This window comes from Nocardiopsis metallicus, assembly GCF_014201115.1.
Classification (GTDB): domain Bacteria; phylum Actinomycetota; class Actinomycetes; order Streptosporangiales; family Streptosporangiaceae; genus Nocardiopsis; species Nocardiopsis metallicus.
Genome location: NZ_JACHDO010000001.1, coordinates 794,880 through 809,831, shown reverse-complemented (window position 1 = coordinate 809,831; position 14,952 = coordinate 794,880). Strand labels below are relative to the sequence as shown.

Sequence of the window (14,952 nt, the reverse complement as noted above, 5' to 3'; positions counted from 1 at the left end):
CCGGTGGCCGCGACAGCCGTCACCTCGGGGGCGGAAGCGGTGCCGGAGGTGGTGCCCGTGGGAGCGGACCGCTCGGCGAGGCCGGGGTTGTCGGCGAGTACCCCGAGGTAGTAGTCGATCTTGTGCTGGATCGTGTCCTGGCGCTCGCGCAGCTCGGCGATGCGCGTGTTGAGGTGGTGCTGGTGGCTCTGCAGTACGTCCAGGCGGTCCGGGATGGTGTGGTCGCCGTCGCGGACCAGCTCGGCGAAGTCCCGGAGCCGGGCGATGGGCATGTCGGTGTCGCGCAGGCAGCGGACCAGGTGGAGGAGGTCGACGTCGTCGGTGCGGTAGCGGCGGTGCCCGCTGGGGGCGCGGTCCACCCGCCGGAGCAGGCCCGCCTTCTCGTAGTAGCGCAGGGTGTCCAGGGTGAGGCCGAAGCGTTCGGCGACCTCACCCGGCGTGTAGTAGTCCTTCATGCGCCAAGCATGCGACCTGGAGTGCACTCCAGGTCAAGCCCGAAGTCAGATCGGGCGCTGATCCGGTCAGGTCCCGCTGCCGCGGATGGCGCCGACCACGGCGGAGGTGAGGTCGTCGATGATCTCCGCCTCGCTCACCTCCGGGTGCTCCAGCCACCACTCCCCCGCGGCCTGCACCATGCCCACGATGGCGTGCGCGGCGATCTGCGCGCGCAACCGGCCCCTGATCCGGCGTTCGCTGATCAGCAGGTCGGCGAGTTCCTCCCCCAGGCGGCGCACCATGAGCCCGAGGTCGCTGCGGGTGCGCACGTCCTCGGAGGTGGCCCGGTCCATGAGGAAGCGGTACAGGTTGAGGTTGCGCGAGATGATCGACAGGTACGCGCCGACCGTGGCGCGGGCCCGCACCTCGAATTCGGTGTGCTGGTACAGCTCGGCGCGGATGACCTCGATGAGCGGGTCCACGTGGCGCTTGGCCAGCGCCTGGTAGAGGCCGCTCTTGTCACCGAAGTGCCGGTAGAGGATCGGTTTGCTGATCCCCGCCTCGGTGGCGATGGCGAGCATGGAGGCGTCGGGGCCGTCGCGCTGGATCACCCGGTCGGCGGCGTCCAGGATGGTCCGCCGCCGTTCGGGGTCGCGTCCGCGCCCGCTCCGTCCCCGCCGGGGCGCCGGGGTCTGGGCGGCGGGCTCGGCGGAGGCGCCGTCGTCGTTCGGCGCGGTCTGCTGTGTGTTTTCGAAGGCCACAAGGGTTCACCGTACTGGAGGGGCAGGCAGGTCGGTCCGCTCCTCAGCGGCGGATCGCGATCCAGGTCGCCCGGGCCAGCGCGAGCAGGCGGCCGTCCTGGTCGTAGAGGGCGCTGCCGGTGTGCACCTTGCGGCCGTCGACCGCCTCCAGGTGACCCATGACGACCTGGGTGGAGCCGACCGGCGGGGCAGCGAGGACCTGGGCGGTCATCCGGCCCAGGACGATCGGACGGCCGGAGATGTCACTCGACCAGCCGCCGGGGCAGTCGAGCGCGGCCCAGACCTGGGCGAGGGCGGCCGTGCCGTCGCCGCCGTCCACCGCCGGGAGCACGTCCCAGGCGCAGGCGACGGTGTTGCCGACCCCGTCGGGGCCCTGCCCGGGGCGGACCGATCCCGGGAACAGCAACAGGCCGTCGCCCTCGGCGCGCTCGGGGCCGCAGCTGTAGCAGCGCGGGAAGGGGTGCCGCTCCAGGCCCGCGTAGAGCTTGCGGGCGGCCTCAGCCTCGCCGACGCCGACCGGGCCGCCGGGGATCACCGCGGCACCGGATGCGGCGTCGGTGCCGAGGGAGTCGGTGATCACGGCTTCGGCTACCAGGCGGGCGGAGTCCTCGGCGGCGGGGTCGGTCAGCCGGAAGCCCTCCTCCGGGGTGCCCGCCACCGTCAGCGGCCGGTCCAGTGGCGGCGGGGTGCGCAAAGTGACCTGGACGGCCGGACCGCCCGGGGCGGTGAGCCGCCCGGCGAGCAGTCCCGCGCTGTAGCCGCCGTTGCCGGATCCGTCGGGGCCGTTGAAGGCCCCCGGGATGAGGAGGGTGGTGGCGCCGTTGCCCGACCCCTCAAGTCCTGGTGTCATGGGTCACAGGGTAGTGGGAGTGGCCTGAGTGGTTTCGCCCGCCCCGGCCCGTTGACCCGAGCCGCTCCCCGGCGGAGCGTCAGCGGGGGAAGTCGACGGCGGCCAGGGCCGGGGGCCAGTCGGCGAGCAGGTCGAAGTCCTTCTCCCACAGCCCGACCGCGGGGTCGATCCGGTGCGGGAGGACGTCGGCGATGTGGTTGCGGGCCAGCCACACCCGGTCCCGTTCGGTGATCCCGTCGTCGATCCATGCGAACGGGCGGCCCTGGGCGTACTCGGCGAGGACCGGCGTCTTGAAGAACAGCCCGTGGCGGGCGTCGAGCACCCCGGGGAGCTTGACCACGGGGAGCTCGGGCAGGCCCAGGACCGGACCGATCATCGTGTTGGCCTCGTCCTCCCAGGTGGTGGCCCACACCAGCTCGTAGGGCAGGGCGAGTAGTTCCTCGCCGTGGTCCGGGTTGAGCCACACGTCCAGGGGCCGGGCCGGGGATTCCCAGCCGGTGGGGCGCATGCGGTGGACGGTGTAGCCCTCCAGGTCCGAGGGCCCGGCGCGGAACGGGTTCAGGGGGCCGTCGACGTCGATGAACAACAAGGGGTGGGGCACAGCGGGTCCTCCTCCGGGGGTGGGCCCCACAGACTAGGACGCCCTCGGGCAGCGGTCCACGGACTACCCCCCTCGATGCTTCGTAGCCGGAGCCGGTTCGAGGCGACCCAGCCGCTTGAGGACTCGGGCGAACACGGGCGCGGACAACGGTCCGCCGCGCCGAACCCACTCCTCGCCAAGCGCCCGGAAAGCCCTCTCGCGTGCCCAGTGGCCGCGGTGTGCCCCGACCGCGAGAATGTCCGTCCCCGCCCCGTCCAGGGCCCGGGCGAGCGCGCGCACCAGTTCCGGTTGGCCGGGTTCCGGTCGGACCGAGCGAATCCGCAGCATCGCCCCGATCAGCAACTGGGCTGCGGCCCCGGCTTCAGGGCCCAGCCTGCCCACGACCGGCTTGCCCACGACCGGCTTGCCCTCGACCAGGTCTGCCAGGGTGAACCCTCGTTCCCGCGCACGTTCTGTCATCCACGCGCGGCGGTCCGGCCCGAGGGCGGCCATCCAGGCCAGGGCGGCCCGGGCCCTGCCTTCTCGGGACCTGACGGTGGGGGCCACCGCGGCTCGAAAGAGCGTCAGGGTGTTGTTGTCCCACACGTCCGCGTTCCTGCGCAGGGCGGGGTAGTCGCAGGGGCTTTCGGCTGCCTCGGCGATCTGGGCCACGGAGCCGTCCAGGAGGGAGCCCAGGGCCTGGAGGGCTCCGGAGTGTGCGGGGGATCGGGTCATCCGTCAAAGGGTAGACAACCGGCCCCGCCGGAGGATGGGCTGTCGAGTGCCGCGCCGAACCACACCGGGCACCATGGCATCGGCACAGGTGATGTCCCCCAACCGGAAGGTGTTCATGGATCAGTCCGGGTTCGAGTGGATCGGCCCCGGCGGGCCGATCGCGCGGGCCGTCTGTCGCCCGCAGTTGAAGTGGTTGCTGGAGCTGTTGGGCGAGGATGAGAGCGCGATGGCGGTGGCCTACGAGGAGGGCGAGACCGAAGAGGGCAACTCCTACCTGCACCTGTTGACCGGGGAACGGTTCTTCAGTGCGCTCAACACGCACCCCGGCAACGAGGTGCGTTCGTGGGAGCTGGCGGAGATCGAGTCGGTGGAGGTGACCAGGAAGCGTTTCGCGTTGGCGGCCGAGCTCACCCTTACCGCCCGGGAGACCTCGTGGGCGGGCCGTACCCACACACTGCGGTTCTCTCGGGGCCGCAAGGACGCCGACCGCTTCGCCGGGCTCCTGGAGTCCCTGCGTTCCCCGTCTCCCCTCGATTCCACCGGCGAGATCGCCGACAAGCCCACCGACGGAGCATCGTGACCGCTGATCCCAAGTCCGTGTCCTGGGTGAACCCGCCGTCCCGGTGGGTGGCCGGGCCGCATCACGCGCAGTCGTTGGACTGGTTGGAGCAGGCCGTTCATCCCGGGGAGGAGCGGGTCGCCGGGCTGTTCACCCACCCCAAGGGGACGGGGATGCTCGTGGCGCTGACCGACCGGCGCCTGTTCGTGCTCACCACCCTGGCCACCCCGCCGAACATGACGTGGGTGTGGCGGTGGGAGGAGCTCGTGTCGGTGCGGTTGCGCAAGGGGGTCGTGCAGCGGCCGCAGGTGGTGGTCGAACCGGTCACGCCGAGCCGTCCCCGTCTGCCCTCGTTGACCGTGGCCGCCTCCCGGCAGCAGGTGGAGAGGTTCGTCGGGATCGCTCAGGGGCTGGTGGAGGTCCACCCGGGCGACTGATCCGCGCTTCGGGCAGGGCCACGGAGCATGTCACGGAACCCGCGGCGAAAACCGTCACGGAAAGTAACCGGCCTTCGTGTTTTTAGGGCGCCCTTCATTCTTGCGCTTCTCTTGCCGGATTCTTTCGGCGGAGTTAAGACATGAGCCCCACCTGGCCTCCCACCAGAACAGAAAATGGTAAACGTCGATTACCTCCTAACATCCACTCATGGGATGTTAGGAAGTCGACTCCGGGGAACCGATAGCAGCGGCACCACCTGTCACTCTGCCAGCAACGGGGCCAACCCGAGGCCCCACGACCCCAAGAGTCGATCTGTCACGTTTTCGACCTCTTAGTTCTAATTTTGACTAGGTTTAGGCACCAAATGCGTCTCAGGTGTGCAACACCCCCCAATGACCTATTGCCCAAACATTGAGCAATGCCCAGAATCCGTTCTATTCCGTACCACGGACAAAATCCCCTGACCGGTAGAGGAAACCCTCTGTGACTAAGACCAGAACCATCACCAAGGCCACAGCCGTGGTCGCCGCGGGAGCGCTCGTGCTCTCCGCGTGCTCCAGCAACGGCGGTGACGGCGATGCGGGCAGCGCCGGCGACAGCACCACCATCACCCTGGCCTGGGACCAGGAGTACGACAGCTACAACAACACCACCGCCGGAGCCAACTCCAGCAAGAACGCCATCGTCAACCACGGTGTGACCAGCGGTTTCTGGTACTTCGGCGAAGGCGGGGCGGTCACCGCCAACCCCGAGTTCGGCAGCTACGAGCTGGTCTCCGAGGACCCGCAGATCGTCGAGTACTCGATCAACCCGGACGCCGTCTGGTCCGACGGCGAGCCGATCGAATGCGCCGACATGATGCTGTGGTGGGCGCAGCAGACCGGCAGGTACGACTTCTCCGTCATCGGTTCCGGCGGTATCGAGGACACCGTCATGCCCGACTGCGAACTCGGCGACAAGGACTTCACCCTCGAGTACGAGGTGCCCTACGCCGACTGGGCCAGCAACGGCCCCAGCCACGGCAACACCACCCTGATGCCCGCGCACGTGGTGGCGGAGCAGGGCGGCCTGACCACCGAGGAACTGGTCGAGGCCATCCGCGAGGAGGACACCGACGCGCTCGCCGACGCGGCCGAGTTCTTCAACGAGGGCTGGACCATCAGCGGTGCGCTGCCCGACGAGGAGCTCATCCCCTCCTCCGGCCCCTACAAGCTCGCCAACTACGACGCAGGCCAGTCACTGACCCTGGAGCCGAACGAGAACTGGTGGGGTGAGGAGCCGGCCACCGACAACATCGTCGTGCGCTGGATCGCCTCCGACGAGCAGACCCAGGCGCTGGAGAACCTCGAGATCAACATCATGCGGCCGCAGCCCTCGGTCGACCTGATCAACCAGCTCGACGGCCTCGCCGGGGTCGAGTACGAGGTCTACGACGAGTACATCTACGAGCACCTCGACTTCAACTTCGACTCCAGCCCCTTCGAGGACTACGAGCTGCGCGAGGCCTTCGCGCACTGCGTGCCCCGGCAGCTGATCGTGGACAACCTGATCAAGCCGGTCCAGCCCGACGCCGAGACCATGGACGTGCGCAACATCTCGCCGTTCGACCCGGGCTACGACGAGGCCGTCGCGGCCAGCGGCGGCGACCAGTGGGCCGAGGTGGACCTGGACCGCTCCAGCGAGATCCTCGAAGAGGCCGACGCGGTCGGCCAGGAGGTGCGCCTGGGCTTCATCGGCGGCAACCCCCGCCGCCTGCAGACCGCCGAGCTGATCAAGGACTCCTGTGACGAGGCCGGCTTCGACGTGCAGATCAACGCCGAGGACACCTTCTTCGACACCGACGGCGGCCTGTCGCAGAACACCTACGACGTCGCCATGTTCGCCTGGTCCGGTTCGGCCGAGGTGAGCGGTTGGAACTCCACCTACCGCACGCCTTCCGAGTGCACCGCCGACGGCAAGGGCAACAACAACGGCTGCTACTCCAACGACGAGATGGACGAGCTGCTCAGCGACCTGCTGCAGGAGTTCGACACCGACGCCCAGCTGGAGATCATCAACGAGATCGAGACGATCCTGTGGGACGACCTGGTGACCATCCCGCTCTTCAGCCACCCGGGCACCGCCGCCTGGAGTGACAACCTGGAGAACGTGGTCCCCAACCCCGCGCAGACCGACATCGTCTGGAACATGTGGGAGTGGACGGCCCAGTAGGCCGCACCACCCCGTTCACGTAGAACCGACCGCGCTGACCGGTGGGACCCACCGGTCAGCCAGCTCCGACCAGGGACCGGAGGCGAACACGTCCTCCGGTCCCTTCGTCTGCGCGTGAACGTTCCCCCGAACCTCAGGAGTCAGCGCTCGTGCTCGTCTTCATCGCACGAAGACTGGTCGTCTCCCTCTTCGTGCTCTTCGCAGCAAGCTTCGTGATGTTCGTACTCGCGGCCAACGTCGGCGACCCCCTGGCTGACCTCAGGGAACTCCCGGAGGACGCCCAGGAGTCCGCGATGGCCGAGCGGATCGAACGCATGCACCTCGACCTACCCGTCTACGCCCGCTACTTCCTGTGGCTGGGCGCGGCCCTCACCGGCGACCTGGGCACCAACCGCCAGGGGCAGGACGTCAACATCCTGCTCGCGGACGCGATCTCGGCCACCATGCAGCTCGTGGTGGCGGCGACCGTCCTGGCGATCGTCATCGGTATCGCCATCGGCATCATCTCGGCGCTGCGCCAGTACAGCGGCTTCGACCACACCGTCACCTTCGGCGCGTTCGTCGCCTTCTCCCTGCCCATCTTCTGGGTCGGCGTACTGCTCAAGCAGTACGGCGCGATCGAGTTCAACAACTGGCTGGCACAACCCGTCATCCCGCCCCTGGTCATCGGGGTGGTCGCGCTGCTGGCCGGCTTGGCCTGGAGCTCGCTGATGGTGGGCGACCGGCGAACCCGGCTGATCGCCTTCGCCGGGGCCACCGCCGTCACCGCGGCTCTGCTGGCGTTCATCTCACTCACCCGGTGGTTCGCCGACCCCGGGCTGGGTCCGGTCACGGTCGCGATCAGCGCCCTGGGAGCCGCGGTCGGCTTCTCCGTGCTGATCTCCGGCCCCAAACCGAACCGGCCGATGTACGCGGCGCTGACCGCGGCGGGGGTCGGTACGGTCATGTACTTCGTGCTCTCACCGGTGCTGGACGCACCCGACCTGGCGACCATCGCGGGGCTGGCCCTGACGACGGTGGTCGTGTGCGTGGCGATCGGCTACGGCGTCGGCGGCGTACTGCACCGGCGCAACGCGATCGCGACGGCGGTGTGGACGGGCCTGTTCACCGGCGGCGTGATCTTCGTGGACCGCATGCTCCAGTCGTTCGCCTCCTACAGCAGCTCGGTGCAGGGCCGCCCCATCTCCACCGTCGGGGCGAGCACCCCCAACTACGAGGGCACCTTCTGGGAACTGTCACTGGACTCGGCCGGCCACCTGGCGCTGCCGACCATGGCGCTGATCCTGGTCTCGCTGGCCACCTACACCCGGTACAGCCGCGCCAGCATGCTGGAGGTGATGAACCAGGACTACGTGCGCACGGCGCGCGCCAAGGGGCTGCCCGAACGCACGGTCATGACCCGGCACGCCTTCCGTAACGGGCTCATCCCCATCACCACCCTGGCCGCCTACGACTTCGGCACCGTGATCGGCGGCGCCGTGGTCACCGAGACGGTCTTCGGCTGGCGGGCCATGGGCCACCTGCTGATCACCGGGCTGAACGAGGCGGACCCGACCCCGGTGATGGCGTTCTTCGTGGTCGCGAGCGGCGCGATCGTCATCTTCAACATGATCGCCGACATCACCTACGCCTACCTCGACCCGCGGATCCGGCTGTCGTGACGGAGGGAGAATCACCATGAGCTCAAACGAGAACACTCCGTCCGGGGCGACCGGCCCCGAACACGAGAACGATCCGAACCGGATCGGGACCGCTGATCCCGCGGCCTCCGACGCGGCCCAGGGCATGAACATCGCCGCCCGCACCCAGTGGCAGCTGGTCCGGGCCCGCTTCTTCCGACACCGGGCCGCCCTGGTCGGCATGTTCCTGCTGATCAGCGTCATCCTGCTGGCCTTCACCTCGATCGGCTACGGCCCCGTCCCGGGCTGGTGGGACAAGTCGCCCACCGCGACCGGGCCGCTCAGCGACGGCGGCAACCCCACCCTCAGCCTGGTCCCGCAGTTCCTCGGCGGCTCCGGCCTGGCCCTGGGCGAACACCCCTTCGGCCAGGACAACGTCGGCAAGGACTACTTCGCGCTGACCATGCAGGGCACCCAGGTGTCCCTGATCATCGCCTTCGTGGTGGGGATCGTGGCCACCGTCGTGGGTACGGTGCTCGGCGCCTGCGCGGGGTACTTCCGCGGCTGGACCGAGAGCGTCCTGATGCGGGTCACCGACGTCCTCATCGCGATCCCGCTGCTGGCCATCGCCGCGGCGGCGGCCAAGATCGCCGGTCAGGCGGGCATCCTCTACCTCGGGATAGTCCTGGGCCTGGTCACCTGGACCCAGACGGCCCGCCTGGTGCGCAGCTCCGTGCTCTCGCTGCGCGAGAAGGAGTTCGTCGAGGCCGCCAGATCCGTGGGCACCTCCTCGGCCCGCATCATCTTCAAGCACATCCTGCCGAACACGGTGGGGGTGATCATCGTCAGCGTCACCCTGGCCATCGCGGCGGCGGTGCTGCTGGAGTCCGCGCTGTCCTTCCTGGGGATGGGGGTGCAACCGCCCGACACCTCGCTGGGACGGCTCATCACCGACTACCGGAGCGCGATGAGCACCCGGCCCTGGCTCTTCTACTGGCCCGGGCTGTTCATCATCCTGATCGCGCTCTCGGTGAACTTCATCGGCGACGGCCTGCGTGACGCCTTCGACCCACGACAGAACAGGGTGCGTGACTGATGACGCAATCCCCCAACATCCCACCGCCCTCGGCCGCGGCGCCGGGGCAGGGCCTCGACGGCGCCGCCGCGGTCACCGCAGCCACCGGCGAGGTGCACACCGCCAAGACCCTCGAGGACACCAAGGGCCCCACCGAGAAGGAGATCCTGCGCGTCGAGAACCTGACCGTGGAGTTCCCCACCGACGACGGTGTGGTCAGGGCCGTGCGCGACGTCTCCTACTCCCTGCGCGAGCGCGAGGTGCTCAGCATCGTCGGGGAGTCGGGTTCGGGCAAGTCGGTCTCGTCCATGGCGCTGCTGGGGCTGCTCCCGCGCAGCGCCCGGGTGAGCGGCAAGGTCCTCTACCGGGGCCAGGACCTGCTGGCCATGCGCCAGAAGGACCTGCGGTCCCTGCGCGGACGCAAGATCTCGATGATCTTCCAGGACCCGATGACCGCCCTGAACCCGGTGCACACCGTCGGGGACCAGTTGGCCGAGGCGGTGCTGGCGCACGAGCTGGTCCCGCCCAAGCACGCACTCGAACGCGCCCGGGAGATGCTCGACCTGGTGGGTATCCCCCAGGCGGGGCAGCGGCTGCGCAGCTATCCGCACGAGTTCTCCGGCGGTATGCGCCAGCGGGTCATGATCGCGATGGCGATCATCAACAACCCCGACGTGATCATCGCCGACGAACCCACCACGGCGCTGGACGTCACCGTGCAGGCACAGATCCTGGAGAAGCTGTTGGAGGTCAAGGACGCGGTCAACTCCGCGATCCTGCTGATCACCCACGACCTGGGCGTGGTCGCTGGGCTGGCCCACCGGGTCCTGGTGATGTACGCGGGCCGGCCGGTGGAGATCGGCGCGACCGACGACGTGTTCTACCGGACCCGGATGCCCTACACCGCCGGGCTGCTCGGGTCGATCCCGTCGATGACCTCCGCGCACGGGGAGCGGCTGCGCCCCATCAAGGGGACCCCGCCCTCGCTGATCAACCTGCCCGAGGGGTGTCCGTTCTCGCCGCGGTGTCCGCTGGCCGACGACACCTGCCGCTCCGCCGAGCCGCCGCTGGCCCCGGCCAACGGCGCGTCCCGCGGCGCGGAAGGAACAGAGGTCATCGAGACCGCGGACGGTGTGCGGATCGGCGAGCACCTGGCCGCCTGTCACCACTGGGAGCGGTTGGCCGCGGCCGAGGACCCCACGGCGTTCTTCCGGAACGGAGGGATCACCCCATGACGACGCCACAGCAAGAGCTGGACCGGCAGACCGACCCCGCGGCCCCGCTGTTGGAGGTCGAGGATCTGGAGGTGCGGTTCCCCGTGCACGGCGCCGGTTTCCTGCGCCGGGTGGTGGGGCACGTGCACGCCGTCAGCGGGGTGTCCCTGCGGCTGTCGGAGCGGGAGACCCTGGGCGTGGTCGGGGAGTCGGGCTGCGGAAAGTCCACCACCGGCCGGGCCATCCTGCAGTTGGTCAAGCCCACTGCGGGTTCGGTGCGTTTCCAGGGCCAGGAACTCACCAAGGCGTCCTCGTCGGCGATGCAGAAGGTGCGGCGGGAGGCGGGCATGGTCTTCCAGGACCCGTACGCCTCGCTCAACCCCAAGCTCCCGGTGAACGACATCATCGCCGAGCCCCTCAAGGTCCACAAGCGCTGGCGCGACGGCGGCCCGGAGCGGGTGGCAGAGCTGCTGCGGCTGGTGGGGCTGAGCCCCGAGCACGGCAACCGGTACCCGCACGAGTTCTCCGGCGGGCAGCGCCAGCGGGTGGGTATCGCCCGGGCGCTGGCGCTGGAGCCGCGCATGCTGGTGCTGGACGAGCCGGTCTCGGCGCTGGACGTGTCGGTCCAGGCGGGGGTGGTCAACCTCCTGGCGGAGCTCCAGGAGCGGTTGGGGCTGTCCTACGTCTTCATCGCGCACGACCTGTCGGTGGTGCGGCACATCTCCGACCGGGTGGCCGTCATGTACCTGGGCCGGGTGATGGAGACCGGTACCCGGGAGGACGTCTACGAGCGGGCGTCGCACCCCTACACCCAGGCCCTGCTGTCGGCCGCGCCGTGGGCGGACCCGCGTCAGGAGCGTTCGCGTGAGCGCATCGTCCTGACCGGTGACGTCCCGAGCCCGGTCAACCCGCCCAGCGGCTGCCGGTTCCGGACGCGGTGCTGGAAGGCGCAGGACCTGTGCGCGCAAGAGGCCCCGCAGCTCGTCGACCGCGGCGCCGGGCATCCGGTGGCCTGCCACTTCCCCGGGTAGGTCCGCCCGGCCCCGGAGACGAAGGAGGGCGGGTGCGCGGGGCTCTCCCCCGCGTACCCGCCCTTCGTCCTGCCGTCCGACCGGCCCCGCTGGTCCCGGCCTACCAGCCGAGGACGGTCCGGGCGGCGGCCAGCTCCGCGTCCAACTGTTCCCTGCGTTCCTCGAGTTCGGCGCGGTGCTCCTCCACCATGGCCTCCTGGGCCCGGGTCTCGGCGGCGACGAAGGCGTCCAGGTAGCCGGAGGTGTCCGCGCACTCGGCGCTGAGCACGGCGTCCCCGCCCTCGCCCATCACCTCGGATGCGCCGCCGGGGCCCACGGTGTACCCGGACAGGCCCGCGCACTCCTTCCACGCCTCGTTGGCGGCCTCCACTGCGGGGTCCTCCATTCCAGCGGAGTAGGACTCGCCGAGCAGGTCGTCGACCCGGCTGTGCAGTCCGGGAGTGTCCGGCATGGGTTCGCCCTCCGTTGCCGACCAGTAGCCGTCCTCGCCCGGAGGCGGGGAATCCGGGTTGATGCCCAGGTTGGCCTGGTGCTTGCAGCCGCCTTCTGGCGCAGGGTCCCCGGAGGGGGTCTCGATCTCGCCGCCGGTGTGGGAGAAGCCCGTGTACGCGTCAGCGGCCGCCTCCTCCTGGGAGGCGTCGGCGACCGTCCAGGGGTTGCCGGTGTCGTCGCCCTCCGGGATCCCGAAGCCGTACTCCTCTGCGAGGTCCGTGCTGGCCACGCCGTAGCGGCGGTAGGAGTGGTGCGGGCCGAAGTGGGTCAGCAGCTCCTCGAGGGAGTCCGTCTCCCAGCTGACCGAGGCCTCGAAACCGAGTTCGTCGAGGCAATCCACCGTCAGGACGTCCTGGGCCCGGCGGATGGTCCACTGCTCGTACTCGTCGAGGTTGTAGTCGTACAGCGGGAGGTGCAGCCGCTCGGTGAGTTCGGGGTCGGTGGGCGCGTAGGGGTCCCCGGGCTCCTCGAAGCCCGCGGCCTCCACCTCCGCCGAACCCTGCTCGGTGTCGGGGTCCGCGGCCGGTTCCTCCGCTTGGGCGGTACAGGCGGTGAGGGCGATGGCCAGGGCCGCCGCGTACACGGCTCTTCGGGATCCGGGCAGGGGTGACGAAGGAAGCGGTAACCGCACTGAGCTCTCCATGGGGGGTGGGGGCGGAGGGGCGAGAACACACTGACTGTGCCGGACGAGCGCGGGTGCCGGCGTTCGTGATCCTAGCCCGGCCGGGCCCCGCGATCGCTCCGGCCCCTCGGATCCCGCCCCCTGAAACCCGCGGCCCCACCGGCCCGGGGCGGGCACGTCGGAGCCGTCTTCCCCGTCGTGCCCGCCCCGGGCGTGCTCGTGTGCGTTACCGGATCGGCAGGCCGGTGACGGTGCGGCCGATGATGAGCTTCTGGATCTCGCTGGCGCCCTCGAAGATCGTGAAGATGGTGGCGTCGCGGTGCCAGCGCTCCACGGGGTACTCGCGGGTGTAGCCGTTGCCGCCCAGGATGCGCAGGGCGTTCTGGGTGACGAAGGTGGCGGTCTCGGAGGCGTAGAGCTTGCTCATGGAGCCTTCGGCGTTGTCGAAGTCCTTGCCGTTGCGGGCCATCCAGGCGGCGCGCCAGACCAGCAGGCGGGCGGCGTCGATGCGGGTGGCCATGTCGGCGAGCAGGAAGGCCACGCCCTGGTTGTCGCCGATCGGCTTGCCGAACTGCTCGCGCTGGACCGAGTAGTCGCGGGCGTACTCGTAGGCGGCGCGGGCACAGCCCACGGCCATGACGCCCACGCTCGGGCGGGAGGCCTCGAAGGTCTTCATCGCGGCCTGGCCCTTGGAGCGCTTGCCCTCGCGGGCGCGGGCCAGGCGCTCGTCGAGCTTGTCTTTGCCGCCCAGGAGACAGGAGCCCGGGACGCGCACGTCGTCCAGGACGACCTCGGCGGTGTGCGAGGCGCGGATGCCGTGCTTGAGGAACTTCTGGCCCTGGGACAGGCCGGGGGTGTTCGGCGGGATGATGAAGGACGCCTGGCCCCGGGAGCCGAACTCGGGCTCCACGCTGGCCACCACCACGTGTACGTCGGCGATACCGCCGTTGGTGGCCCAGGTCTTGACGCCGTTGATGACCCACTCGTCCTTGGCCTGGTCGTAGACGGCGCGGGTCTTGATGGCGGAGACGTCGGAACCGGCGCCCGGCTCGGAGGAGCAGAACGCGCCCAGCTTGACGTCGTCGGCGCTGCCGAACATCTGCGGTACCCACTCGAAGAGCTGTTCCTGGGTGCCGTTGGAGGCGACGGAGACGGCGGCCAGGCCGGTGCCGGTGATGGCCAGGGCGATGCCCGGGTCACCCCAGTAGAGCTCCTCGAAGGCGACGGGGATGCCGAGACCGGTGGGCTCCAGCCACTGGTTGGCGAAGAAGTCGAGCGAGTAGAGCCCGATCTTGGCGGCCTCCTGGATGATCGGCCAGGGGGTCTCCTCCCGCTCGTCCCACTCGGCGGCGGCGGGGCGGATGACGTCGGCGGCGAACCCGTGGGCCCAGTCCCGGACGTCGCGAACATCCTCGCTCAGTTCCAGGCTGAAGGCGGGCGCGGTGGCCTCACTCATGCGCTTACATCCTTTGTTGGACCCTCCGGGGGGGAGGGACGATCAATACGTGTTACCAACGGTAACACCCTGGTCCGTCAGGCACAACATTTTCCGGGACAGCCCTTCGCCCCTGCCGTCCGCCCCCTGACGACAAGCACCGGCCAACGGCCCCCGGGACCGCGCTCCACTGCTCTAGCGTGGGCGCATGAGTGAACCACGCGTCGAACTGGTCCGGCCCTGGCGGGGGATGTCGCCGCACGAGCGGCAGGAGGCCCGCAGGCGACGACTGCTCGACGCCGGGCTGGAGGTCTTCGGCACCGACGGGTTCCGAGCCGCGACGGTCGGCCGGATCTGCCGGGAGGCCGGGCTGACCAACCGGTACTTCTACGAGCACTTCGCCGACCGCGAGGCTTGCCTGCGCGCGGTCTACGACGCTTTGGTCACCGAGGCGCAGCGGCGGCTGGCCGAGGCGATCCGCGCCCCCGAGACGGAGCTGGAGGAGCGGGTGAGCGCCGCCGTGGACGCGTATGTGGGCTTCTCGCTGGAGGACCCGCGGCGGCCGCGGGTGATCGCGGTGGAGAGCGTGGGGGTCAGCCCTTCGATGGAGGAGCGGCGCCGCGCGGTGCGGCACGAGATCGCGGCCCTGTTCGCCGCCGAGTACGAGCGGGACGTGCGGGCGGGTTCGGCGGTGGACCGGCCCTTCGGCAAGCAGGCGCTGGCTCTGGTGGGCGCCGCCAACGAGCTGGTCGTCGACTGGGTACTGGGCGACCGCTCGCGAACGCCGCAGGAACTGTCGGCGGACATCGCCGGGGTGTTCGTGCCGGTGCTGCGCTCGCGCAGATCTTGACACGCTCGTGTGTCAACTCAGATGATGCGGGTCACACCCACCCCC

At 69.9% G+C, this 14,952-nt stretch carries 14 protein-coding genes and 1 pseudogene; 8 read left to right on the top strand and 7 right to left on the bottom strand.

The window, feature by feature from the left end:
- Positions 1-89: 89 nt before the first annotated feature.
- The 5 genes and pseudogenes from HNR07_RS03515 to HNR07_RS03495 all read right to left on the bottom strand — a co-directional run.
- Positions 90-455: pseudogene (locus tag HNR07_RS03515) on the bottom strand (MerR family transcriptional regulator); the annotation flags it as partial.
- A 66-nt stretch (positions 456-521) separates the two neighbouring features.
- Entirely contained in the window at positions 522-1,196 is a 675-nt protein-coding gene (locus HNR07_RS03510; RefSeq protein WP_184361842.1) for a TetR/AcrR family transcriptional regulator, read from the bottom strand.
- A 43-nt stretch (positions 1,197-1,239) separates the two neighbouring features.
- Positions 1,240-2,046 (bottom strand): hypothetical protein, encoded by an 807-nt coding sequence (locus tag HNR07_RS03505; RefSeq protein ID WP_184361840.1) that lies wholly within the window; start codon positions 2,044-2,046, stop codon positions 1,240-1,242.
- Positions 2,047-2,125: 79 nt separating this feature from the next.
- A complete protein-coding gene (locus tag HNR07_RS03500; RefSeq protein WP_312893563.1) occupies positions 2,126-2,647 on the bottom strand; it encodes an HAD domain-containing protein in 522 nt (173 codons plus the stop codon).
- 63 nt (positions 2,648-2,710) lie between these two features.
- Entirely contained in the window at positions 2,711-3,361 is a 651-nt protein-coding gene (locus HNR07_RS03495; protein ID WP_184361836.1) for a hypothetical protein, read from the bottom strand.
- Between the two features lie 73 nt (positions 3,362-3,434).
- Between HNR07_RS03495 and HNR07_RS03490 the strand changes: the two genes are divergently transcribed.
- The 7 genes from HNR07_RS03490 (at position 3,435) to HNR07_RS35805 (ending at position 11,508) form a co-directional block, all read left to right on the top strand.
- A complete protein-coding gene (locus HNR07_RS03490; protein WP_246420048.1) occupies positions 3,435-3,941 on the top strand; it encodes a hypothetical protein in 507 nt (168 codons plus the stop codon).
- Positions 3,938-4,357, top strand: a complete 420-nt coding sequence (locus HNR07_RS03485) for a hypothetical protein (RefSeq protein WP_184361834.1) — start codon at positions 3,938-3,940, stop codon at positions 4,355-4,357. The genes HNR07_RS03490 and HNR07_RS03485 overlap by 4 nt, the downstream gene beginning before the upstream one ends.
- Before the next feature lie 484 nt (positions 4,358-4,841).
- A complete protein-coding gene (locus HNR07_RS03480; RefSeq protein ID WP_184361832.1) occupies positions 4,842-6,569 on the top strand; it encodes an ABC transporter family substrate-binding protein in 1,728 nt (575 codons plus the stop codon).
- Between the two features lie 149 nt (positions 6,570-6,718).
- A complete protein-coding gene (locus HNR07_RS03475; protein ID WP_184361830.1) occupies positions 6,719-8,230 on the top strand; it encodes an ABC transporter permease in 1,512 nt (503 codons plus the stop codon).
- Positions 8,231-8,246: 16 nt separating this feature from the next.
- The gene (locus HNR07_RS03470; protein WP_184361827.1) at positions 8,247-9,284 is read left to right on the top strand and encodes an ABC transporter permease; all 1,038 of its coding nucleotides are present in this window, start codon (positions 8,247-8,249) and stop codon (positions 9,282-9,284) included.
- Positions 9,284-10,498 (top strand): ABC transporter ATP-binding protein, encoded by a 1,215-nt coding sequence (locus HNR07_RS35810; RefSeq protein ID WP_221318695.1) that lies wholly within the window; start codon positions 9,284-9,286, stop codon positions 10,496-10,498. The genes HNR07_RS03470 and HNR07_RS35810 overlap by 1 nt, the downstream gene beginning before the upstream one ends.
- Positions 10,495-11,508, top strand: coding sequence for an ABC transporter ATP-binding protein (locus HNR07_RS35805; RefSeq protein ID WP_184361824.1), 1,014 nt, complete (start codon positions 10,495-10,497; stop codon positions 11,506-11,508). The genes HNR07_RS35810 and HNR07_RS35805 overlap by 4 nt, the downstream gene beginning before the upstream one ends.
- Before the next feature lie 100 nt (positions 11,509-11,608).
- Here HNR07_RS35805 and HNR07_RS03455 read toward each other — a convergent pair whose 3' ends face one another.
- Positions 11,609-12,583, bottom strand: a complete 975-nt coding sequence (locus tag HNR07_RS03455; RefSeq protein ID WP_184361821.1) for a hypothetical protein — start codon at positions 12,581-12,583, stop codon at positions 11,609-11,611.
- Positions 12,584-12,848: 265 nt separating this feature from the next.
- Positions 12,849-14,078: an acyl-CoA dehydrogenase family protein gene (locus HNR07_RS03450; protein WP_184361818.1), complete on the bottom strand. Its 1,230-nt coding sequence runs from the start codon at positions 14,076-14,078 to the stop codon at positions 12,849-12,851.
- 187 nt (positions 14,079-14,265) lie between these two features.
- Here HNR07_RS03450 and HNR07_RS03445 point away from each other — a divergent pair, with 187 nt between their 5' ends.
- Positions 14,266-14,907 (top strand): TetR/AcrR family transcriptional regulator, encoded by a 642-nt coding sequence (locus tag HNR07_RS03445; RefSeq protein WP_184361815.1) that lies wholly within the window; start codon positions 14,266-14,268, stop codon positions 14,905-14,907.
- Positions 14,908-14,952: the final 45 nt, after the last annotated feature.